The following is a 20,745-nucleotide window of genomic DNA, read 5'->3' on the forward strand; positions in this document are numbered from 1 at the left end:
CGACATCCCCGCCCCCTCCCCGCAAGGAAGAGGGGGAGCGCCGTCAATCACCGCGACGTGTGACTTTGTACATAGGCGCCGCGATTCTGCCGGCCAACGCGAGACGGCGGGGCTGCGGCAAAGCCTACCGCTCCTTCGCCGCTCCGAGCGGCCGGGTTACGTCGTCGAGCCACGCCCGCGTCGCCGGCTCGAGGCCGGGGGAGAGCGCCGCGCGCACCCGGGCGTGATAGGCGTCGATCCAGGCGATCTCGCCGGCATCGAGGAGGCCCGTGTCGATCAGGCGCGGGTCGTAGGGGGCGAGCGTCAGGGTCTCGAAGCCGAGCATCGGCCGCTCGGCGCCGGCGATGGCCCGGGTCTCCACCAGGATCAGGTTCTCGATGCGGATGCCGTAGGCACCGGCGCGGTAGTAGCCCGGCTCGTTCGACAGGATCATGCCCGGCACCAGGGCGACGTGCCCGGTCTTGGCGATGCGCTGTGGCCCCTCGTGCACCGAGAGGAAGGCGCCGACGCCGTGGCCGGTGCCGTGGTCGAACTCGAGGCCGGCCTGCCACAGGGGCTGGCGCGCGAAGGCATCGATCTGCGCGCCGGTGGTCCCCTGCGGAAACACCGCGCGGGCGATGGCGAGGTGGCCCTTGAGCACCCGGGTGTAGCGGTCGCGCATCTCCTCGCTCGGGGTGCCCACCGCCAGGGTGCGGGTGATGTCGGTGGTGCCGTCGGCGTATTGGGCGCCGGAATCGATCAGGAACAGTTCGCCGTCCCGGACCGTGCGGTCGGTGCCCCGGGTGACGCGGTAGTGGACGATGGCGCCGTTGGGGCCGCTGCCCGAAATGGTCGGGAACGAGACGTCGCGCAATTCGCCGCCCCGGTCGCGAAAATCCTCCAGCGCCTCCACGGCGGCGATCTCGGTGAGGGAGCCGGCCGGCCGCGCATCGACCCAGGCGAGGAAGCGGGCGACCGCGAGGCCGTCTCGGTGGTGGGCGGCCCGGGCGCCGTCGATCTCGGCGGCGTTCTTGGCGGCCTTCATCGCCGCGATCGGATCGGGACCGAGATCGACGCTCGCACCCGCCGCCTCGATCCGGCCCTTGAGCGCCACCGCCGCCGTGGCGGTGTCGAGGCGGATGCGTCCCGTCGTCAGGCCGGCGAGGGCGGCGGCGAAGGCGGCACGCGGATGGATGTCGGCCAGCCCCGCCAGGGCGTCGCGCAGGTCGGGTGCGATGTCCTGCGAGGTGAGGAACAGCGCGGGCCGGCCCTCGCGGGGCAGGATCGCGTAGCCGAGCGCCAGCGGAGTGTGGGCGATGTCGGCCCCGCGCAGGTTGAACGCCCAGGCGAGGTTGTGCGGATCCGAGACGACCAGAGCGTCGCAGGCCACCGTCTCCAGCGCCGCGCGGATGCGTGCGAGCTTGCCCGCCACCGGCTCCCCGGCCAGGGCCTCGGAATGCAGCACCACCGGCCCGGCGGGTGCCGCCGGCCGGTCCGGCCAGACCGCATCGACGGGGTTGGACTCCACCGCCCGGATGGTAGCGCCGGCCTTGGCCGCCGCCTTCTCCAGGCGGCCGACACCTTCGGCGGTGTGAAGCCAGGGGTCGTAGCCGAGCAGAGCGCCGGCCGACAGATGGCCCGAGATCCAGGCCTCGACGGTGGTCTCGGCCAGGGCCACCGGGGTGATGTGGGCGGTGTCGACCTGCTCGGGGGCCTGCAGCGTGTAGCGCCCGTCCACCACCAGGGCCGCGGCATCCAGGAGGACGATGGCGGTGCCGGCCGAACCGGTAAAGCCCGTGAGCCAGGCGAGGCGCTCGGCGTTGGCCGGCACGTATTCCGACTGGTGCTCGTCGGCGCGCGGCACCACGAACCCGTCGAGGCCGGCCCCGCGCAGGGCATCGCGCAAGGCCCCGAGGCGGGCGCCACCCTCGCGGTGGCCCGGGTCGTCGAAGGTCTGGAAGCGGCGGCGGCTCATCCCGCCAGGGTTAAGGCCGGCGTCCGCCACCGGCAAGCCGGCGAGGACGGTCTCAGAACGGCCGCGCCGCCGCACCGCCGCGACGCAGGACCAGGGTCGCCCAGCCCTCGATCAGGCCGTGTTCGGCCAGATGAAAGCCGCGGTGGCGGTAGGTGGAGAGCACGCCCGGCACATCGCGCTCGATCAAGCCGGACAGGATCAGCACGCCGCGGCCGGAGACGGTGGCGGTGAGCGAGGGGGCGAGGCGCTTCAACGGCCGGGCCAGGATGTTGGCGAAGACCACGTCGAACCGGCGCGGGCGGTCGGCCAGCGCATGGCGCACGCCCGGCCCCTGGTAGAGCCGCACCAGGGGACCGAGCCCGTTGAGACGGGCATTGCCGCGGGCCGTGAACACCGCCTCCGGGTCCAGGTCGCCGGCGATCACCGGCTTGCGCAGGGCCTTGGCGGCGGCGAAGGCGAGGATGCCGGTGCCGGTGCCGACATCGAGCACCTGCCCCGGCCGGCCGCGCTTGAGCACGGCGGCGAGCGCGCGCAGGCAGCCCAGCGTGGTGCCGTGGTGCCCGGTCCCGAAGGCGAGCGCCGCCTCGATCTCGATGGCGAGGTCGTTGACCCGCACCGTGTCGCGGTCGTGCGAGCCGTGGACGAGGAAGCGTCCGGCCCGCACCGGCTTGAGGCCCTCCAGGGAGGCGCGCACCCAATCCTGCTGGTCGATGGTCTCGAAGCTCGCCGCATCCGCCTGGTCGCCGACCACCGGGCGGATCATGTCGCGGATCATGGCCTCGTCGGGGGCGTCGGCGAAATAGGCCTCCAGGCGCCAGGTGCGGCCATCCTCGGCCTCGAAGGCGGCCACCGCCGTCTGGGTCGGATCGAACATCTCGCCGAGGAGATCCGTCATCGCCCGCGCCGAACCCTCGTCGGTCATCAGGCGCAGGACGTGTGTCGGGCGGTGGGGGGGCAGGCCTTCGAGCATGGTGCCGGCTCTATCACCGGCGAAGCTCCGCCGCCACCGGCGGCTTGCGTTCTTGAAACGTTCCAATCTTGCGGCGGCGCCGGAACACGGCAACGGGGGTCCGCGTTTTCGGTGGCTTCTCCGAGGTCGACCCGACATTCGAGGGTGCGTGTGCGTATGACGAACAAGAAAGCCGGCCGCAAAGCGTCGGTGGTGCTCGCGCCCGGGTTGTCGCTGCGGCGGCGGCGGGGACGCAAGACCGGGATGGAAACGTTGGGGGCACAGGCGCTGGCGGCGCCGGTGCCCGGGCCGCTGCTGGTTCTCCTGAGCCGGCTGCATCGCCGCGAGGACGTGTCCCATGACGAGGCCGAGGCGGCCGGCGGCTTGCCGCCGCGCAACCGCGACCTATGATGCCGCCGCCCCGCCACCGGGGCGACGGAGACGCTCGATGACGACTGCCACGCGACGACTCTGCCTCGCTGCCCTCCTCGCGATGACGCTGGGCGCGACACCGGTTCGCGCGCAGACGCCCGTGGTGGTGTTCGCCGCCGCCAGCCTGAAGAACGCCCTCGACGAGGCCGTCGCCGCCTGGTCGAAGGAGACCGGCAGGACGGCGAGGGTCTCCTATGCGGCCTCGAGCGCGCTCGCCAAGCAGATCGAGGCCGGGGCGCCGGCCGACCTGTTCTTCTCCGCCGACCTCGCGTGGATGGACGACGTGGCGGCCAAAGGCGGCATCCGACCCGAGACCCGCGTCGACCTCCTGCGCAACGCCCTCGTCCTGATCGCCCCCAAGGACGGCCCGGAGGCGATTCCCCTCGTGCCCGGCCTCGACCTCGCCGCGCGCCTCGGCGGCGGCCGGCTCGCGGTGGCCAACGTCGATGCGGTGCCCGCCGGCAGGTACGGCAAGGCGGCGCTGGAGAGCCTCGGGGCCTGGGCCGGCGTCAAGGACAGGCTGGCCCAGGCCGAGAACGTGCGCGCCGCGCTTCTTCTCGTCTCCCGCGGCGAGGCGCCGCTCGGCATCGTCTACGCCACCGACGCGGTCTCGGATCCGAGCGTGCGGGTCGTGGGCACATTCCCGACCGGCAGCCATCCCCCCGTGATCTACCCGTTGGCGCGCACCAGGGACTCGACCCACCCGGACGCGGCGGCACTGCTCGGCTACCTGCGCAGCGCGCCGGCGCGGGTGTTCTTCGAGCGGCAGGGTTTTGGCGTGATCGGCGCCGAGAACAGGACGTGAGCGCTTCGCGCGCTTTGTCATCACCACGCCGACCATCGTGACGGCCTGGCTCGGCCTCACGCCCGACGAGACCACCGCCATCTGGCTCAGCGTGAAGGTCGCCTCCATCGCGACCCTGGCGAGCCTCGGGCCGGGGCTGGCCGTCGCCATGCTGCTGGCGCGGGGAAAATTCGTCGGGCGAGCGTTCCTCGACGCCCTCGTCCATCTTCCGCTGATCCTGCCGCCGGTGGTGACCGGCTACCTGCTGCTGCTGACGTTCGGCCGGCGCGGCTGGGCGGGCGGGGTCCTGGCCGATCTCGGCATCGTGTTCTCGTTCCGCTGGACCGGGGCGGCGCTGGCCTGCGCCATCATGGGATTCCCACTGATGGTGCGCGCGATGCGCCTGTCGATCGAGGCCGTCGACCGGCGCCTCGAGCAGGCGGCGGCGACGCTCGGCGCCCGGCCGCTCGCGGTCTTCCTCACGGTGACGCTGCCCCTGAGCCTGCCCGGCATCCTCGCCGGGGCGGTGCTGGGGTTCGCCAAGGCGATGGGCGAGTTCGGCGCCACCATCACCTTCGTCTCGAACATCCCCGGCGAGACCCAGACCCTGCCCTCGGCGATCTATACCCTGACGCAGGTCCCCGGCGGCGAGGCCGGCGCCCTGCGCCTCACCCTGATCGCCGTGGCCATCGCCCTCGCCGCGGTGCTGGCCTCCGAGGTGCTGGCGCGGCGCCTCGCAGCGCGGATCGCGGGATGACCCTGTCCGTCGCGGCCGGCCTGACGCGGAGCGCCTTCGCCCTCGACGTGGCGTTCGAGACCGGCCCGGGCCTCACCGCGCTGTTCGGACGCTCGGGATCGGGCAAGACCACGGTGATCGACCTCGTCGCCGGCCTCGTGCGGCCCGACCGCGGCCGCATCGTCCTGTCCGGCGAGACGCTCCTCGACACGCAAGGCGGCGTCAGCGTGCCGGCGCACCGGCGCGGCATCGCCACCGTGTTCCAGCAGGCCCGTCTCCTGCCCCATCTCACGGTGCGCCAGAACCTCGGCTACGGGCGCTGGTTCGCGCGGGCGCGGCCCGAGACCACCGGCCTCGACCCCGATACGGTCGTCGCCATCCTCGGCATCGGCCATCTCCTCGCCCGCCGTCCCGCCGGCCTGTCCGGGGGGGAGGCGCAGCGGGTCGCCATCGGCCGGGCGCTGCTCAGCCGACCGCGCCTCCTCCTGATGGACGAGCCGCTGGCCGCCCTCGACGAGGCCCGCAAGGACGAGATCCTGTCCTGCATCGAACGCCTGCGCGATGCGGCCGGGATCCCCATCGTCTACGTGAGCCACGCCGTCGCCGAGGTGGCGCGGCTGGCCGATACCGTGGTGGTGATGGAGGCCGGCCGCATCGCCGCCTCCGGCCCGGCCGATGCGGTCCTGCGCCGGACCGACCTCGTCCCGGTCGGCGACGGCGAGGCGGGGGCGGTCCTGGACCTCGTCGTGGCCGCCCACGACGCGGACTCCGGCCTGACGCGGATCGACGGGCGCGTCGGCACGCTGACGGTGCCGCGTCTCTCCCGGCCCGTCGGCAGCGCGGTGCGGCTGCGCATCCCGGCGCGCGACGTCCTCGTCGCGCTGGCGCCACCGGTGGGCCTGAGCGCGCGCAACGTCCTCCGGGGCCATGTGCTCGGCCTCGTGCCCTCGGTAGCGGCCACGGTGCTGGTCGAGATCGACTGCAACGGCGCCGTCCTCGCCGCCCGCCTCACGCGCGCCTCGGCACGCGACCTTCGCCTCGAACCGGGCCGACCGGTCTTCGCCATCGTCAAGAGCGTCGCCTTCGACCCGCAGGATGTGGGTCGCGGCCGGCCGCCGGTGATCGAGATCTGACGGGCGGCGCACTGGGGCTCGCCCACTTACCCTCCCAGCAGCGCCGATGAATTATCCCTTTTTGATCGCGTTCGGCGTCAAAAAGGGATAATCACAATCGAGACAAAGGCTTGCAGCTGACGACGGACGATCATTCGTTCCCTGGGCTCGATCGGTACGGCTGGGGGGATAGCATGCGGCCCTACAGTGAGTTGAACGGAGACCAGGCCCGCCAGGCGATCGATGTCGAGCAGGTGCTCGCCGCCTATCGCACTGCTTGGGAGCGACACCACCGTAGTTTTACGGGTTCGATGGCCTGGAAGTCCGTCAGCGGTCATCGCTACCTCTACCGGAAGCGGCAGGGCATCTGGTCCTCGCTCGGAGCACGCAGTCCGGAGACCGAACGGATCCATCGCCAGTTCCTCATCGGACGCCTGCAGTCTCGCTTTCGCGTCGCTCGGCTGGCCAAACGCCTCGATGCGATGGCCCCGGTGAACCGCGCCCTTGGCCTTGGGCGCGTACCGGTCATAGCCGGACGGATCCTGCGGCGGATCGATCAAGCCAAGCTCGGAGACGCCGCCCTCACGGTCGTCGGCACCAACGCCCTGTTCGCGTACGAACGCTTGTGTGGCGTTCAGGTCGCGGGCGGCCATCTGGCGACCGAGGACATCGACCTTCTCTACGACGCAAGGGTACGCCTGAAGCTCCTCGCGCCCGACATCGCCCGTGAGGGAGTGGTGGGCCTGCTGAAGAAGGTCGACCGCTCCTTCGACATCCTGGGCAAGGGCGGGTTTCGGGCCGTGAACCGCGATGGCTACATGGTCGATCTGATCGCGCCGATGCCGAGGAGCAGGATGGCATCGATCCATCGTGCTCGATTGGGATCGGACGACACCGATCTTCAAGCCGTCGAGATCGAGGGCCTCGCCTGGCTCGTGAACAGTCCGAAAACCGCCGTCACCGTCGTCGATGAGCGCGGCTATCCCTTGACGATCACAGTGCCGGACCCTCGCGCCTTCGCCCTGCACAAGGCGTGGCTCGCAAAGCGCCCCGATCGTGATACCTTCAAACGATCACGCAACGCCGCCCAGGCCAGCCTGGTGGCCGAGCTCCTGATGACACGCCTACCGCACCTCCGGTTCGACGATCCGGCTCTCGGCGCCCTTCCCCTCGCCCTTCGCGACGAGGCGGAGGGGCTGATCGGCGGTCTTGCCGCCGCCCACGAGGAGGAGGACGGCGCGCTGACCCCGGGTTGGTGAGGCCCTACTTCCCCGCCAGCAGCGGCGACCAGCTCGGGTCCGAGGCGTAGGAGGGGGTCGGCACCGGCTGTTCGACCTTGCCGGTGATGTCGACCATGTAGAGCTTGCCGCCGCCCTCGCCGCCCGGATCGCGGAAGAACACCACGTACTGGCCGTTGGGCGCGAAGGTCGGGCCCTCGTTGTGGAAGCCCTCCGTGAGCACGCGCTCGCCCGAGCCGTCCGGCTTCATCACGCAGATCGCGAAGGAGCCCTTGCGCTGCCGGGTGAAGGCGATGAGATCGCCCTTGGGCGACCAGGCCGGCTGCGAGGCCGAGCCGTCGCCGAAGGAGATCCGGGTCGGGTTCGAGCCGTCCGCCCCCATCACGTAGATCTGCTGCGAGCCGCCCCGGTCCGATTCGAACACGATCCGGCCGCCGTCCGGCGAGTAGGTCGGCGAGGTGTCGATGGCGTTGCCGTTGGTGATCGGCGTCTGCGCCTTCGAGCCGAGGTCCATGCTGACGATGTCGGCGTTGCCGCCCTGCTGCACGCTCATCACGATGCGCCGGCCGTCGGGCGAGAAGCGCGGGCTCGTGCTCATCGAATCGGCCCGCCCGATGGCCTGGCGCGCGCCGGTCTCGAGGTTGACGACCTGGATGCGCGGCTGCTGGCCCGTCGCCTGGGTCATGTAGGCGATGTCCTGGGTGGCCGGCGAATAGCGCGGCGCCACCACCGAGGTCTCGCCGCTGGTGAGCGCGCGCACGTTGGCCCCGTCCTGGTCCATCACCATCAGGCGCTTGCGGCGGTTCTCCTTGGAGCCGGATTCGTCGACGAAGGCGATGCGGCTGTCGAACCACGGCCCGAGGCCGGTGATCTTGGTGTAGACCGAGTCCGACACGAGGTGCCCGGTGCGCCGGGCGTTGGCCGGGTCGGTGCCGTACTGCTGGCCGGTCATCTGCTGGCCGCTCGTCACGTCCCACAGCCGGAACTCGACCTTGAGCCGCCCCGAGGCGTCGCGCCCGACCCGGCCGGTGACCAGGGCCTGCACGCCCGCCGCCCGCCATTTGTCGAAGCCCGGCACCGCATCGAAGCCCGGCGCCTCGGGGAACTTGCCCTTGTCCAGCGGCGTGAAATAGCCCGAGCGCCGCAGGTTGTTGGTCACCACGCTCGACACCAGCAGGCCGAGGCTGGCGTCGCCGGAAAACTCGGTGATCGCGATCGGCATCGGCTGGAACGCGCCGCCGCCGATGCGCAGTTGCAGCTGCGCCTGCGCCGGGGCGACGAATCCCAGGCAGACGAAGGCCAGGGCGGCGAGGAGCGTCGCGAGGGCGAACGGGCGTCGGTGAGAGCTGTGCGGCATGGTCCAATCCGAGAAGGTGTCGAAGCATCGCACGAGCGTGAGGCTGGCGCGTCGCACTCGCCTCCCCCGTATGGGGAGGAGTTGGAGGTAGGGGTGGTCCGCTGGTCGGGGGCGGCAGGGTCAGCCGGCCACCCCCACCCGCGATCCCTCCCCACGCGGGGAAGGGACGAGCGAGACACCGGCGCTCACGCCCGGGAGAACTCGAACTCCGCGTTGATGGCTTTCCAGTCGTTGTAATAGGGCGCGTATTGGGCCGGGATGCGGTAGGGCGCGCAGCGCCGCACCGCGCGCAGGGCCGCCTGCGCGATCGACTGGTCGATGGCGTTGGCGCCGCCGCGCAGGAGCCGCGGCTCGGTGGACAGGGTGCCGTCCTGGTTCAGGCGGATGTCGAGCATCGGCAGCACGACCCCCTGCGCCGCGCCGGGAGGCGCCGAATAGCACCGCTCGATCTGCTGCTGCAGCATGCCGACCAGCGCTTCGCGCAAGGACGGTGACAGGCGCTGCGAGGTGCCCGTGGCGGCGCCCAGGGCCGCCGTGCGCTGGACGTCGCGGCCGGTGGCACCGGTGGATTGCGAGGCCGCCTTCGAGGCGAGCAGCTGCTGGATGTCGCCGGCGCTGAACTTCTCGGCGAGCTCGGCCTGCTTGCGCGCCTTGGCCTCGGCATCGGATTTCGCTTTTGCCTCGGCCAGGGCCTTGGCCTTCGCCTTGGCGGCGGCCTCGGCCTTGGCCTTGGCGGCCGCTTCGGCCTTGGCCGTCGCCTCGGCCTCGGCGGCCTCCTTCTGGCGTTCGGCCTTGGCTTCGGCCACGGCCTTCGCCTGTTCGGCGGCCGCCCTGGCCTGCGCCTCCGCGACGGCCTTCGCCTGGGCGTCCGCCTTCGCCTTGGCGGCTTCTCTGGCCGCTTCCTTGGCCGCCTCTTTCGCGGCTTCCTTCGCTGCTTCCTTGGCGGCTTCGGCCTTGGCCTGTGCCTCGGCCCGCTCCATCAGTTCGGCCATCTGCTCGCGCTTGACCGCCTCGGCCTTGGCGGCTTCCTTGGCCGCTTCCTTGGCGGCCTCTTTCGCAGCCTCCTTGGCCGCGGCCTTCGCGGATTCCTTGGCGGCCTCCTTGGCGGCTTCTGCCTTGGCGGCGGCAGCCTTGGCCGCGGCCTCCCTGGCGGCTTCGGCTTTCGCGGCCTTCTCCGCCGCCTTGGCGCGCTCGGCCTCCTCCACGGCGGTGGGATCGGGCTCGCTCACGCGCAGGGGCATCTCGTCGGCGGCGGCGACCTTCATCTCGGGCGGGCGCTTGGGAGGCGCCGGTGCATCGACCGCGGCGTTCTCGGGCTCGCGCTCCTCGGGCTTGTCGGAGGCACGGTCGGCGCGGGGTTTCGCCTCCGGCTGCGGCGTCTGTCCGTCGCGCGCGCCCTTGGTCAGTTCGGAGAACTGCTGCTCGGTCATGACCTCGACGGGCACGCCCTCGTCGGCATCCGGCAGGGCCGGCGCGGCGACGGCGAACAGCGCGGCGGCCAGCAGCGCCACATGGGTGGCGGCCGAGATCCAGACGCCCGGCTGGCTGCGGTCGAAGGGGAGCTGCACCGGTGCCGCGCCCGCTACTTCTGGTCCGGCTCGGTGACGAGGGCGACCTTCTTGAAGCCGCCTCCCGTCACGATCGCCATCACCTGGGCGACCCGGCCGTAATCGACCCGCTTGTCGCCGCGCACGAACACCCGCTCCTCGAATCCGGCCTTGGCGGTCTCGGTGAGCTTGCCCACGATGGTCTCGTCGGTGAGTTCGTCCTCGCCGAGGAAGATCTGGCCGCTCTGGCGGATCGACAGGGTCACGGGCTTGGTGTCCGAGTTGAGGGGGCTCGCCTTCGATTGCGGCAGGTCGAGGGGCACGCCCACCGTCATCATCGGCGCGGCCACCATGAACACGATGAGCAACACCAGCACGACGTCGATGAACGGCGTCATGTTGATCTCGTTGATGGCGCCGCCGCGACGGGCGCGCCGCCGGCGCTTGCCGCCGCCCTGTACCGCTCCGTGGGCCATGATCGTCGTCCTTCGGGGCTCTTCAGGGTCAGGCGACGAGGGACAGCCGCTCGTCGATCTGCCGCGAGAGGATGGCGGAGAACTCGTCGGCGAAACCCTCGAGCCGCGACTGGAACTTCGAGACCGAGGATTGCAGCTTGTTGTAGGCGAGCACCGCGGGGATGGCCGCGAACAGGCCGATGGCGGTGGCGAACAGGGCCTCCGCGATGCCCGGCGCCACCACGGCCAGCGACGTGTTCTTCGAGGCGGCGATGGCGGTGAAGGCGGTCATGATGCCCCAGACCGTGCCGAACAGACCGATGTAGGGGCCCGCCGAGCCGATCGAGGCGAGGAACAGGAGGCGAGATTCGAGGCGCTCGACCTCGCGCTGGATGGTCACGTCGAGGACCTTGTCGATGCGCTGCGACAGGCTCTGGATCTGGCGGCCCGAGCCCTCGAACGAGCGCTTCCACTCGCGCATGGCCGCCACGAACAGGGCGCCGAGCCCGATCGGCTGGCGGTCGTTGAAGGAGCGGTAGAGCTCCTCCAGCGAGCGGCCGGACCAGAACGCCTCCTCGAAGGCGTCCATCTCGGCCTTGGTGCGGCGATACAGCAGCGTCTTGTCGACGATCACCGACCAGCTCCAGACGGAGGCGCCGATCAGGCCGATCATCACCGCCTTCACGACGAAGTGGGCCTGCCAGAACAATCCGAACAGGCTCATGTCGGCTGCGGGCAACGCCTGCATGGCATCGGCGGAGGTCATGGCGGGTCCTCGTCCAGGGTCGCCGGTACGGCCGTCCCTCGCGCTCTCGACGATCCGAGCGGTCGATCCGCCGAGCGGCCGATCCCTTAGGATCGATGCACTTGGAATCGCGCGGGATTCTGTCGAAAGTATGGGTCGGCCTCCGGGCGGTCTCGCCACCCTGCATGACGGCATAGGGTTAACGCTCCCTTGCCGGGGCTCGGGATGCCGCCCGCGAACGCTGCATCGCAGCATCGGCGAGCGCCCGGGCCTCGAACCTCAGCCCGCCAAGCCCCGGACCGCCGTGCGCGAAACGTCCGGGGCCACGAGGGACGGCGGGATCAGCTCCGTTCGCGCCGGATCTGGGCGCCGCAGCGGCCGAGCTTGGCCTCCAGGGCCTCGAAGCCGCGGTCGAGGTGGTAGACCCGGTTGATCTGGGTCTCGCCCTCCGCCGCCAGCCCGGCGATGACGAGGGAGACCGAGGCGCGCAGATCGGTGGCCATCACCGGCGCGCCCCGGAGGCGCTCGACGCCCTCGACGATGGCCAGGTCGCCCTCCAGCCGGATCCTGGCGCCGAGGCGGGCCAGTTCCTGCACGTGCATGAACCGGTTCTCGAAGATGGTCTCGCGGATGTGCGAGCGGCCCTTGGCGAGGGTCATCAGCGCCATGAACTGCGCCTGCAGGTCGGTGGGGAAGCCCGGGAACGGATCGGTGGTGACGTCCACCGCGGCGATGCCGCCGCCGTTGCGCCGGATGCGGATGCCGTCGGCGGTGGAGGTGACCTCGGCGCCGGTGGTGGTGAGGATGTCGAGGGCGCTGTGCAGGAGGTCGGCGCGGGTGTTCTCCAGGGTGACGTCGCCGCCCGTCATCGCCACGGCCATGGCGTAGGTGCCGGTCTCGATCCGGTCGGGCAGCACCTCGTGGCGGGCGCCGTGCAGGCGCGAGACGCCCTCGATGGTGATCCGCGGCGTGCCGGCCCCCTCGATCCTGGCGCCCATCTTGGTGAGGCAGGCGGCCAGATCCACCACCTCCGGCTCGCGGGCGGCGTTCTCGATCAGGGTCGAGCCGTTGGCGAGCGCGGCCGCCATCAGGGCCACATGGGTGCCGCCCACCGTGACCTTGGGGAAGTCGATCTCACCGCCGCGCAGGCCGTTCTTGGCCTTGGCGATGACATAGCCGCCGTCGATCTCGATGGTGGCGCCCAGGCGCTCGAGCGCCATCAGCAGCAGGTCCACCGGGCGCGTGCCGATGGCGCAGCCGCCCGGCATCGAGACCTTCGCCTCGCCGAAGCGCGCCAGCAGCGGCGCGATCACCCAGAAGCTCGCCCGCATGGTGGAGACGAGGTCGTAGGGCGCGGTGGTATCGATGACGTTCGAGGCGGTGAGCCGGATGGTCTGGCCCGTCTCGGTGGTCTGGCCCGGGCGCTTGCCCACCACCATGTGGTCGACGCCGTGGTTGGACAGGATGCGCAGCAGCGCCTGGATGTCGGCGAGCCGCGGCACGTTGACGAGTTCGAGGGACTCGCCCGTCATCAGGCTGGCGATCATCAGGGGCAGCGCCGCGTTCTTGGCGCCCGAGATCGGGATCACCCCGTGGAGCGGCGCGCCGCCGGTGATGTGGATACGGTCCATCGTCGTCCCTTGTGGGCGGGTGGCGCGCTCGGGCGCCGGTCGCCGGTTCCTTCAAGCTCGATGCGCCGAGCTATACGGTATTTCGTGGTCGAAAAGGGGAAGCCGGCTCGTCACCGGCATCCGGCGGGTCGCGGCGGCCCCCGTCCCGCCCCGGCGGCGGGGCCTCGGCACGGGCCCGCGACTGATCCTTGCGCCGCCGCAGGTTGTCGCGCAGGGCCGCCTTGAGTCGGTCCGCCCGGTCGTCGGTCTTGTCGGCCATCCGTCGGTCCGTGTGGCTGAAATGCCCTGCCCGAGGCCCTCGCGATGCCGGCCTCGCGCGACCCTTCGTCGCCATGACGCCGTAGCGGCTTTCGCGCGATCCCTCAACGGATGCACACCAGGGCCGCTTGACGCGACTTGAACCAATTCCAGATTGGCCTGTATCGTCAGGAGCGCCGGAGACCCCGGCACACCGATCGAATGTTAACGTCAGCCGAGGCAGAATCAGACGGCGCCACCCTCTTCCGACGAAGACCGCCGGCGCCGCGGCTCCCGACTCCCGGGGGCCAACACTGTGAGAGATCTGCCCGACCGGCCGCGCGAGAGCACCGCACGGCCCGACACAGCCCATAAGGACGGTTGCCCGTGAATCGGATGCCCGCGATGACCCAGATCGTCCCGATGACGACTCTGACACAGGACTCAGGCTCCAGCCGCACCGACTACGACGCCTACTTCCGGTCCGCCCTCGACCGCCTGCACGGCGAGCGCCGCTACCGCGTCTTCGCCGACATCGAGCGCATCGCCGGCCGCTTTCCCATCGCGCACTGGCGCCGGCCCGACGGGGCGACCTCCGAGATCACGGTGTGGTGCTCGAACGACTATCTCGGCATGGGCCAGCACCCGGACGTGGTCGGCGCCATGACCCAGACGGCCGCGCGCTGCGGCGTCGGGGCCGGCGGCACCCGCAACATCGCCGGCAACAACTCGCCGCTGGTGGACCTCGAGCGCGAACTGGCCGACCTGCACGGCAAGGAGGCGGGCCTCGTCTTCACCTCGGGCTACGTCTCGAACCAGGCCGGCATCTCCACCATCGCCAAGCTGCTGCCGAACTGCCTCATCCTGTCGGACGCCTTCAACCACAATTCGATGATCGAGGGCGTGCGCCATTCCGGCTGCGAGAAGCGCGTCTTCCGCCACAACGATCTCGCCCATCTCGAGGAGCTGCTGCGCGCCGCCGGCGACCGGCCCAAGCTGATCGCCTTCGAGAGCGTCTACTCCATGGACGGCGACGTCTCCGACATCGGCGCGATCTGCGATCTCGCCGACCGCTACGGCGCCATGACCTACCTCGACGAGGTCCATGCGGTCGGCCTCTACGGTCCGCGCGGCGCCGGGATCGCCGAGCTCCACGGCGTGATGCACCGGGTCGACGTGATCGAGGGCACGCTCGCCAAGGGCTTCGGCTGCGTGGGCGGCTACATCACCGGATCGACCATCCTGTGCGACGCGGTGCGCAGCCACGCACCGGGCTTCATCTTCACCACCGCGCTTCCCCCCGCCATCGCGGCGGCGGCCCACGCCTCGGTGCGCTACCTCAAGCGCTCGGGCACCGAGCGGGCGGCGCACCAGCGCCAGGCGGCGCAGACCAAGCGCGCCCTCGAGGCCGCGGGCCTGCCGGTGCTGCCCACCCAGACCCACATCGTGCCCCTGATGGTGGGCGACGCCGAACTGTGCAAGGCGGCGGCGGACCACCTGCTCGAGCGCCACGCCATCTACATCCAGCCGATCAACTACCCGACCGTTCCCAGGGGCACCGAGCGCCTGCGCATCACGCCCTCGCCCTTCCACGACGACGCCCACATCGCCCGCCTGACGGCGGCGCTGGTCGAGACCTGGGACACCCTCGACCTGCCGCGGGCCGGCACGGTGTTCGTCGAGGCGGCGGAATAGGCGGTCGATCCGCCGCCCGCCGCCCCGGGGCTCCTCATCCCATTTCCGGTTGATCACTTCGTGATGCGGACATGGGCTTCGCTCAGGCGCCGCGCGGGCTCGGTGATACGGTTCCCACTTGATTCAAGCGGAAACCATATCAGTACTGCCAAAAAATCCGCTGCAGCTCCTTGCTGTCCTGGGTCTTCGTCAGCGCCACCGCCGCCAGGATCTTGGCCTTCTGCGGGTTGAGGTCGTGGGCCACCACCCAGTCGTATGTGTCGTCGGGCTGCTCGGCGTTGCGCAGCACGAAGCCGTCGCCGACCCGCGACGAGCGGATGACCTGCACGCCCTTGGACCGGATGTCCTTGAGGGTGTCCACGAGGTAGCCCGCCACCGAGCCGTTGCCCGTCCCGGCGTGGACGATCGCCTTGGCGCCGCCGGCCACGGCGGCGGCGTAGGGCGCCGGGTTCATGTTGCCCGAGCCGTAGACGATGGCGACCTCCGGCAGCGTCTCGATGGCGTCGATGTCGAACTCCGAGGTGGTGCCGTGGCGCTTGACCGGTGCGCGGAACCAGTAGGTCTTGCCCTCCACCACCATGCCGAGCGGACCCCACTGGCTGAAGAAGGCCGAGGGCTTGATGTTGACGCGCTTGGTGGTGTCGCGGCCGGCCTGGATCTCGTCGTTCATCGTCAGCAGCACGCCCTTGGCCCTGGAATCCCTGGCCGCGGCCACCACAACGGCATCGAGGAGGTTGAGCGCCCCGTCCGCCGAGATCGCGGTGGAGGGGCGCATCGAGGCGACCATCACGATGGGCTTGTCGGTCTTGACCACGAGGTCGAGGAAGAAGGCGGTCTCCTCCACGGTATCGGTGCCGTGGGTGATCACCACGCCGTCGACGTCGTCGCGCTTGACCAGGGCCGACACCTGCTTGGCGAGCTGCACCAGCTGGACGTTGGTGAAGCTTTCCGACGCGATCTGGAAGGCCTGCTCGCCGCGGACCTCGGCCACCTGGGCGATGGCGGGCACGGCGGCGATCAGCTTGTCCACCGGCACCTTGGCGGCCTGGTAGGTGGCGCTGTTGGCGGCATCCGCCCCGGCGCCGGCGATGGTGCCGCCGGTGGCGACGATGACGACGCGGGCCTTTTGCCCGGCCGCCGCGGGCTTGTCCGTCGCCGCCGCGGGCCTGTCCGTCGCCGCCGCGGGCCTGTCCGTCGCCGCCGCGGGCTTGCCCGGATCAGGCCCCTCGAGGGCACGGGCGCCGCCGCCGGCGAGGAGGAGGGCGGCGAGGCTCGCGCTCGCGAACAGGCGGAGGTGGGGGGCGGGCGCCGAACGAGTCATGCGAGGGTCTCCTGGAGCGTGTCACGGCGCCGGGCCGCAGGCCGCGCGGCGCAGGCCAGCCATAGTGCAAAAACGTGGCCGCCGGCACCAGCGGCCCGACGCGAGCGGGCGGCTTCCACGGACCGGCCGGCGCGTCGAGCGTCTCCGGCCAAGATTCGGCCGGTCACATACTGCGCCGCACCATGAACTGGCGGCATCGTGGCACTATAGTCGCGATGTCCGCGCCGTTCTGCTGGTCGACCAGGCAAGCAGGGGCGGTTCTTTACGGTCCGGTGAAGAAATTTGACTGGACTTCCCGCCGGCCTGCGGCAAAACCTCATGCCCTTGAGCGATTGTGCCGGCGCTCGCCCCGAGGGTGGACGTGCGGCGAGTGAGGGCGTCTCGCCGATGAAGAAGAACAAGGTGATCTCGGCCGAGGAAGCGATCGCGCTGATCCGGCAGAACGACGTGGTCACCACCACCGGCTTCGTCCAGAGCTGCATTCCGGAGGCCCTGCACGCGGCCCTCGAGAAGCGGTTCGTCGACACCGGTGCGCCGCGCGACCTCACCCTGATCATGACCGCCGGCGCGGGCGACAGCAAAGGCCTCGGCACCGGGCGCCTGCACCACGAGGGCCTGCTCAAGCGCGTCATCGCCGCCAATTTCGGGCGGATGCCGAAGGTCGCCAAGGCCGCCCAGGAGAACAAGATCCTCGGCTACAACCTGCCCCAGGGCGTGATCTCGCAGCTCTACCGGGCTTGCGCCGCCGGCCAGCCGGGGCTATTCTCGAAGGTCGGCCTGCAGACCTACGTCGACCCGCGCCACGGCGGCGCCAAGGTCAACACGGTGACCAGCGACGACATCGTCAAGCTCGTGGAGGTCGATGGCGAGGAGTGGCTGTTCTACACCGCCACCAAGATCGACGTGGCCTTCATCCGCGGCACCTCGGCCGACCCCTCGGGCAACATCTCCTTCGAGAAGGAGGCCCTGACCCTCGACTGCCTCGCCCAGGCGATGGCGGCGCGCAACAACGGCGGCATCGTCATCGCGCAGGTGGAACGCATCGTCGAGGACGGCTTCCTGCTGCCCAAGGACGTGCGGGTGCCCGGCATCCTGGTCGATTGCGTGGTTCTGGCCGAGCCCGAGATGCATCGCATGAACTACGGCGTGCAGCACGATCCCGCGCTCGCCGGCCAGATCCGCGTGCCGGTGACCGGCATGAAGAAGATGGCCCTCGACGCCCGCAAGATCGTGGCGCGCCGCGCCGCCTTCGAGCTGCCGCCCAACGGCGTCGTCAACCTCGGGGTCGGCGCGCCCGAGGGCATCGCGGCAGTCGCCAACGAGGAGAAGGTGACCCCCTACATCACGCTCACCACCGAGGCCGGTGCGGTGGGCGGCGTGCTCGCCTCCGGGTCGAGCTTCGGGGCGGCCACCAACGCCGACTGCGTCATCGACCAGAACCAGATGTTCGATTTCTACGACGGCGGCGGCCTCGACATGACCTGCCTCGGCTTGGCCGAATGCGACCAGCACGGCAACGTCAACACCAGCATGTTCGGCGGCCGGCTCAACGGCTGCGGCGGCTTCATCAACATCAGCCAGAACGCCCGCTCCGTGGTCTTCGCCGGCACCTTCACGGTGGGCGGGCTCGAAATCGCCATCGAGGACGGCAAGGTCCGCATCGTCCAGGAGGGACGCTCGCAGAAATTCCTGCCGGCGGTGGAGCAGATCACCTTCAGCGGCCCCTACGCGCAGTCGCGCTCGCAGCCGGTGATCTACGTCACCGAACGCTGCGTCTTCCAGTTGCGCGAGGAAGGCCTCGAACTCATCGAGGTGGCGCCGGGCATCGACATCGAGCGGGACATCCTGCCCCACATGGGCTTCCGGCCGATCATCAACCAGCCCTCCCTGATGGACGCGCGCATCTTCCGCGACGAGCCGATGGAGCTGTTGTCCGACCTCCTCAACCTCAACCTGCCAGAGCGGGTGAGCTACGACAGCGAGCGCAACATCCTGTTCCTCAACCTCGAGGGCTGGCACTGCCGCGTGAAGAGCGACATCGACGACCTGCGCAAGGTGCTGGTCGACGCCTGCAAGAAGGCGGGCAAGCGCGTCAACTCCGTGGTCAACCACGACGGGTTCCGGATCAACGAGAACCTCTACGACGACTATGCCAGCATGATCCAATACCTGTCGGCGAACTACTACCTCACCACCACCCGCTACGCGACGAGCGCGTTCCTGCGCCTGAAGATGGAGGAGGCACTGAACCGCCGCGGCCTCGCCCCGCACGTGTTCGAGCGCAAGGAAGACGCGCAGGCCTTCCTGGAAGGCGCCGACCGCAAGATAAGGCGCGCTTCGACCATCATCGCATCGGCGGCGTAAGGGACCGAATCCTCCCGTGGGGCGGGGAGCCGCCGTTCCCCTGCCCCACGGAGACGAGGGAAGAGCGACCGGCGGCTAATCCCTCCAGCCGTAGTCCTCGGCCCGCGTCGCGCCGCGGTGGAACGTCAGCCTGCGATCGTATTCGAGGGGATCCTTGGGCTGCACCAGGGCGCCGGGCGGCACGTTGAGCCAGTCCACCAGCCGGGTCAGCATGAAGCGCAGGGCCGCACCCCGGCACAGGATCGGCAGGGCCGCGACCTCGGCCGGCTCCAGCCGGCGCACCGCCTGGTAGCCGGCGATCAGGGCCTCGCCCCTGTCGCGATGAAACCCGCCCTCGGCATCGAAGCACCAGGCGTTGAGGCAGATCGCCAGATCGTAGGCGAAGGCGTCGGTGCAGGCGAAGTAGAAGTCGATCAGCCCCGACAGGGCGTCGCCGATGAAGAATACGTTGTCGGTGAACAGGTCGGCGTGGATGACCCCGCCGGGCAGGCCCTGCGGCCAGCCGGCCTGGAGCACGGCGAGGTCGGCGCGGGTGCGGGCGGCGAGGCCGGGCGCCACCGAATCGGCCTGCGCCTCGGCCTGGGCGAACAGCGGCCCCCACGCCTCCACCGACAGGCCGTTCGCGCGGGCCATGGGAAAGTCGGCTCCGGCCGCGTGCAGGCCGGCCAGCGCGCGGCCGAGTTCGGCGCAATGGTGCAGGCCGGGGCGCTTGACCGACACCCCTTCGAGGAAGCTCACGATGACCGCCGGCCGGCCGCACAGGCGCCCGAGGGCCTCGCCGTCGCGCCGGCGGATCGGCTGCGGGCAGGCGAGGCCGCGGGCGCAGAGGTGCTCCATCAGGTTGAGGAAGAACGGCAGGTCGCCCTCGTTCACCCGCTTCTCGTAGAGGGTGAGGATGTAGGAGCCGGCGGTGGTGTGCAGGAAGAAGTTGGTGTTCTCGACACCCTCCGCGATGCCCTTGAAGGAGAGCGGCGTGCCGATGCCGTAGCCGGCCAGGAAGGCGGTCAGGGCCTCGTCGGAAACCTCGGTGTAGACGGCCACGGCGCGAGTCGCTTCAGTTGTCCGGTCTGCCAAAACGAAGGGGCGCCTGAGAAGGCGCCCCGGGGCTATTCCGGCCGAGGCCGGCAGAGGGACTGCCGCGTCAGGCGGCAGCGTCGCTGCGCAGCTCGCGCGGCAGCGGGAACGACATGTCCTCGACCACCGTCGAGACCGTGTCCACCGTCACCTCGTAGCGGGCGGCGAAGGCGTCGATGATCTCCTCCACCAGCACCTCGGGCGCCGAGGCGCCGGCGGTGAGGCCGAGGCGGCGGATGTTGGTGAAGGCGTCCCAGTCGATCTCCTCGGCCCTGAGCACCAGGCGGGTGATGGGGCAGCCGACCCGCTCGGCGACCTCGCGCAGGCGCTGCGAGTTCGAGGAGTTCGAGGAGCCGACCACGATCACCGCATCGACGAGCGGCGCCACCTGCTTGACCGCCTCCTGGCGGTTGGTGGTGGCGTAGCAGATGTCGTCCTTGTGCGGCCCGGTGATGCTCGGGAATTTCTTCTTGAGCGCCTCGACGATGTGGTGGGTGTCGTCGACCGAAAGCGTGGTCTGCGTCACCCAGGCGAGGTTTTCGCGGTTCTCCGGCTCCAGGGCGGCGATCTGCTCCAAGTCCTCGACCAGGGTGATCGAGCCCTTGGGCAGCTGGCCCATGGTGCCCACCACCTCCGGGTGGCCGGAATGGCCCACCAGCAGCACGTGGCGGCCACGCTTGTGGTGGATCTCTGCCTCGCGGTGGACCTTGGTCACCAGCGGGCAGGTGGCGTCGATGGTGGTCAGCCCGCGCGCATCGGCGTTGTTGGGCACGGTCTTGGCGACGCCATGGGCGGAGAAGATCACCGGAGCGGAGCCGTCCGGCACCTCGTCGAGCTCGCGCACGAACACCGCACCTTTGCGCTTCAGGCTCTCGACCACGTACTTGTTGTGGACGATCTCGTGCCGCACGTAGACCGGCGGCCCGTAGATGGCGAGCGCCCGCTCCACCACGTCGATGGCCCGCACCACGCCGGCGCAGAAGCCGCGCGGCGCGCACAGCAGGATTTCCAGCGGGGGCTTTCCCGATCCGGAGGCAGGCGCAGTCAGTGTGGTGATATCGCTCATGATAACCGGGATGTGGCGAGGCGGGGCCGCCCCTGTCAACCGCTTATA

At 70.6% G+C, this 20,745-nt stretch carries 18 protein-coding genes; 7 read left to right on the forward strand and 11 right to left on the reverse strand.

What is annotated here, in order from left to right:
* Nucleotides 1–124 precede the first annotated feature (124 nt).
* A complete protein-coding gene (locus tag ASF39_RS01660) occupies nt 125–1,954 on the reverse strand; it encodes an aminopeptidase P family protein (RefSeq protein WP_056280644.1) in 1,830 nt (609 codons plus the stop codon).
* A 52-nt stretch (nt 1,955–2,006) separates the two neighbouring features.
* Nucleotides 2,007–2,924: a 50S ribosomal protein L11 methyltransferase gene (locus ASF39_RS01665; RefSeq protein WP_056280646.1), complete on the reverse strand. Its 918-nt coding sequence runs from the start codon at nt 2,922–2,924 to the stop codon at nt 2,007–2,009.
* Between the two features lie 156 nt (nt 2,925–3,080).
* On the opposite strand from ASF39_RS01665, the gene ASF39_RS01670 reads away from it, so the two are divergent.
* The 5 genes from ASF39_RS01670 (at nt 3,081) to ASF39_RS01690 (ending at nt 7,226) form a co-directional block, all read left to right on the forward strand.
* Complete coding sequence (locus tag ASF39_RS01670; RefSeq protein WP_056280649.1) at nt 3,081–3,314, forward strand: hypothetical protein; 234 nt, start codon at nt 3,081–3,083, stop codon at nt 3,312–3,314.
* Nucleotides 3,315–3,351: 37 nt separating this feature from the next.
* Nucleotides 3,352–4,140, forward strand: coding sequence for a molybdate ABC transporter substrate-binding protein (gene modA / locus ASF39_RS01675; protein ID WP_056280651.1), 789 nt, complete (start codon nt 3,352–3,354; stop codon nt 4,138–4,140).
* Between the two features lie 37 nt (nt 4,141–4,177).
* On the forward strand, nt 4,178–4,876 hold the full coding sequence (modB, locus tag ASF39_RS01680; RefSeq protein ID WP_056280655.1) for a molybdate ABC transporter permease subunit: 699 nt from the start codon (nt 4,178–4,180) through the stop codon (nt 4,874–4,876).
* Nucleotides 4,873–5,988: a molybdenum ABC transporter ATP-binding protein gene (modC, locus tag ASF39_RS01685; protein ID WP_056280657.1), complete on the forward strand. Its 1,116-nt coding sequence runs from the start codon at nt 4,873–4,875 to the stop codon at nt 5,986–5,988. The genes modB and modC overlap by 4 nt, the downstream gene beginning before the upstream one ends.
* Nucleotides 5,989–6,161: 173 nt before the next feature.
* Nucleotides 6,162–7,226 carry a nucleotidyltransferase domain-containing protein gene (locus ASF39_RS01690; protein ID WP_244472226.1) on the forward strand — a complete coding sequence of 355 codons (1,065 nt, stop codon included), beginning with the start codon at nt 6,162–6,164 and terminating at the stop codon, nt 7,224–7,226.
* Nucleotides 7,227–7,230: 4 nt separating this feature from the next.
* Here the strand turns inward: ASF39_RS01690 and tolB are convergent, their stop codons facing one another.
* The 6 genes from tolB to ASF39_RS20130 all read right to left on the reverse strand — a co-directional run bounded on the left by tolB (nt 7,231) and on the right by ASF39_RS20130 (nt 13,199).
* The gene (gene tolB, locus ASF39_RS01695; RefSeq protein WP_055881084.1) at nt 7,231–8,562 is read right to left on the reverse strand and encodes a Tol-Pal system beta propeller repeat protein TolB; all 1,332 of its coding nucleotides are present in this window, start codon (nt 8,560–8,562) and stop codon (nt 7,231–7,233) included.
* Between the two features lie 185 nt (nt 8,563–8,747).
* Nucleotides 8,748–10,130, reverse strand: coding sequence for a cell envelope integrity protein TolA (tolA, locus tag ASF39_RS01700; protein WP_056280663.1), 1,383 nt, complete (start codon nt 10,128–10,130; stop codon nt 8,748–8,750).
* 14 nt (nt 10,131–10,144) lie between these two features.
* Entirely contained in the window at nt 10,145–10,585 is a 441-nt protein-coding gene (locus tag ASF39_RS01705; protein ID WP_055879494.1) for a biopolymer transporter ExbD, read from the reverse strand.
* Nucleotides 10,586–10,613: 28 nt separating this feature from the next.
* Nucleotides 10,614–11,330: a protein TolQ gene (gene tolQ / locus ASF39_RS01710; RefSeq protein ID WP_055879495.1), complete on the reverse strand. Its 717-nt coding sequence runs from the start codon at nt 11,328–11,330 to the stop codon at nt 10,614–10,616.
* Between the two features lie 320 nt (nt 11,331–11,650).
* Nucleotides 11,651–12,940, reverse strand: coding sequence for a UDP-N-acetylglucosamine 1-carboxyvinyltransferase (gene murA / locus ASF39_RS01715; protein ID WP_055879498.1), 1,290 nt, complete (start codon nt 12,938–12,940; stop codon nt 11,651–11,653).
* A gap of 70 nt (nt 12,941–13,010) precedes the next feature.
* Nucleotides 13,011–13,199 (reverse strand): hypothetical protein, encoded by a 189-nt coding sequence (locus tag ASF39_RS20130; protein ID WP_082494285.1) that lies wholly within the window; start codon nt 13,197–13,199, stop codon nt 13,011–13,013.
* A 383-nt stretch (nt 13,200–13,582) separates the two neighbouring features.
* Between ASF39_RS20130 and hemA the strand changes: the two genes are divergently transcribed.
* Nucleotides 13,583–14,872: a 5-aminolevulinate synthase gene (gene hemA, locus ASF39_RS01720; RefSeq protein WP_244472227.1), complete on the forward strand. Its 1,290-nt coding sequence runs from the start codon at nt 13,583–13,585 to the stop codon at nt 14,870–14,872.
* 139 nt (nt 14,873–15,011) lie between these two features.
* On the opposite strand, the gene ASF39_RS01725 is transcribed toward hemA, so the two are convergent.
* The gene (locus ASF39_RS01725) at nt 15,012–16,193 is read right to left on the reverse strand and encodes a type II asparaginase (protein ID WP_082494286.1); all 1,182 of its coding nucleotides are present in this window, start codon (nt 16,191–16,193) and stop codon (nt 15,012–15,014) included.
* Between the two features lie 387 nt (nt 16,194–16,580).
* Here ASF39_RS01725 and ASF39_RS01730 point away from each other — a divergent pair, with 387 nt between their 5' ends.
* On the forward strand, nt 16,581–18,557 hold the full coding sequence (locus ASF39_RS01730; protein WP_055879500.1) for a CoA-transferase: 1,977 nt from the start codon (nt 16,581–16,583) through the stop codon (nt 18,555–18,557).
* A gap of 75 nt (nt 18,558–18,632) precedes the next feature.
* Here ASF39_RS01730 and thrB read toward each other — a convergent pair whose 3' ends face one another.
* A complete protein-coding gene (gene thrB, locus ASF39_RS01735; RefSeq protein WP_056280666.1) occupies nt 18,633–19,598 on the reverse strand; it encodes a homoserine kinase in 966 nt (321 codons plus the stop codon).
* A gap of 100 nt (nt 19,599–19,698) precedes the next feature.
* Nucleotides 19,699–20,697 carry a 4-hydroxy-3-methylbut-2-enyl diphosphate reductase gene (gene ispH / locus ASF39_RS01740; protein ID WP_055879505.1) on the reverse strand — a complete coding sequence of 333 codons (999 nt, stop codon included), beginning with the start codon at nt 20,695–20,697 and terminating at the stop codon, nt 19,699–19,701.
* Nucleotides 20,698–20,745: the final 48 nt, after the last annotated feature.

The sequence above is a fragment of the Methylobacterium sp. Leaf108 genome (genome assembly GCF_001423265.1).
Lineage (GTDB): Bacteria > Pseudomonadota > Alphaproteobacteria > Rhizobiales > Beijerinckiaceae > Methylobacterium.

Coding starts and splice junctions, on each gene's coding strand:
- modC (WP_056280657.1), top strand. CDS start 4,873: ATGACCCTGTCCGTCGCGGCCGGCCTGACGCGGAGCGCCTTCGCCCTC.
- modA (WP_056280651.1), top strand. CDS start 3,352: ATGACGACTGCCACGCGACGACTCTGCCTCGCTGCCCTCCTCGCGATG.
- ASF39_RS01725 (WP_082494286.1), bottom strand. CDS start 16,193: ATGACTCGTTCGGCGCCCGCCCCCCACCTCCGCCTGTTCGCGAGCGCG.
- ASF39_RS01670 (WP_056280649.1), top strand. CDS start 3,081: ATGACGAACAAGAAAGCCGGCCGCAAAGCGTCGGTGGTGCTCGCGCCC.
- ASF39_RS20130 (WP_082494285.1), bottom strand. CDS start 13,199: ATGGCCGACAAGACCGACGACCGGGCGGACCGACTCAAGGCGGCCCTG.
- ASF39_RS01690 (WP_244472226.1), top strand. CDS start 6,162: ATGCGGCCCTACAGTGAGTTGAACGGAGACCAGGCCCGCCAGGCGATC.
- ASF39_RS01730 (WP_055879500.1), top strand. CDS start 16,581: ATGAAGAAGAACAAGGTGATCTCGGCCGAGGAAGCGATCGCGCTGATC.
- ASF39_RS01660 (WP_056280644.1), bottom strand. CDS start 1,954: ATGAGCCGCCGCCGCTTCCAGACCTTCGACGACCCGGGCCACCGCGAG.
- ASF39_RS01705 (WP_055879494.1), bottom strand. CDS start 10,585: ATGGCCCACGGAGCGGTACAGGGCGGCGGCAAGCGCCGGCGGCGCGCC.
- tolB (WP_055881084.1), bottom strand. CDS start 8,562: ATGCCGCACAGCTCTCACCGACGCCCGTTCGCCCTCGCGACGCTCCTC.
- ASF39_RS01665 (WP_056280646.1), bottom strand. CDS start 2,924: ATGCTCGAAGGCCTGCCCCCCCACCGCCCGACACACGTCCTGCGCCTG.
- tolQ (WP_055879495.1), bottom strand. CDS start 11,330: ATGACCTCCGCCGATGCCATGCAGGCGTTGCCCGCAGCCGACATGAGC.
- ispH (WP_055879505.1), bottom strand. CDS start 20,697: ATGAGCGATATCACCACACTGACTGCGCCTGCCTCCGGATCGGGAAAG.
- murA (WP_055879498.1), bottom strand. CDS start 12,940: ATGGACCGTATCCACATCACCGGCGGCGCGCCGCTCCACGGGGTGATC.
- hemA (WP_244472227.1), top strand. CDS start 13,583: ATGACCCAGATCGTCCCGATGACGACTCTGACACAGGACTCAGGCTCC.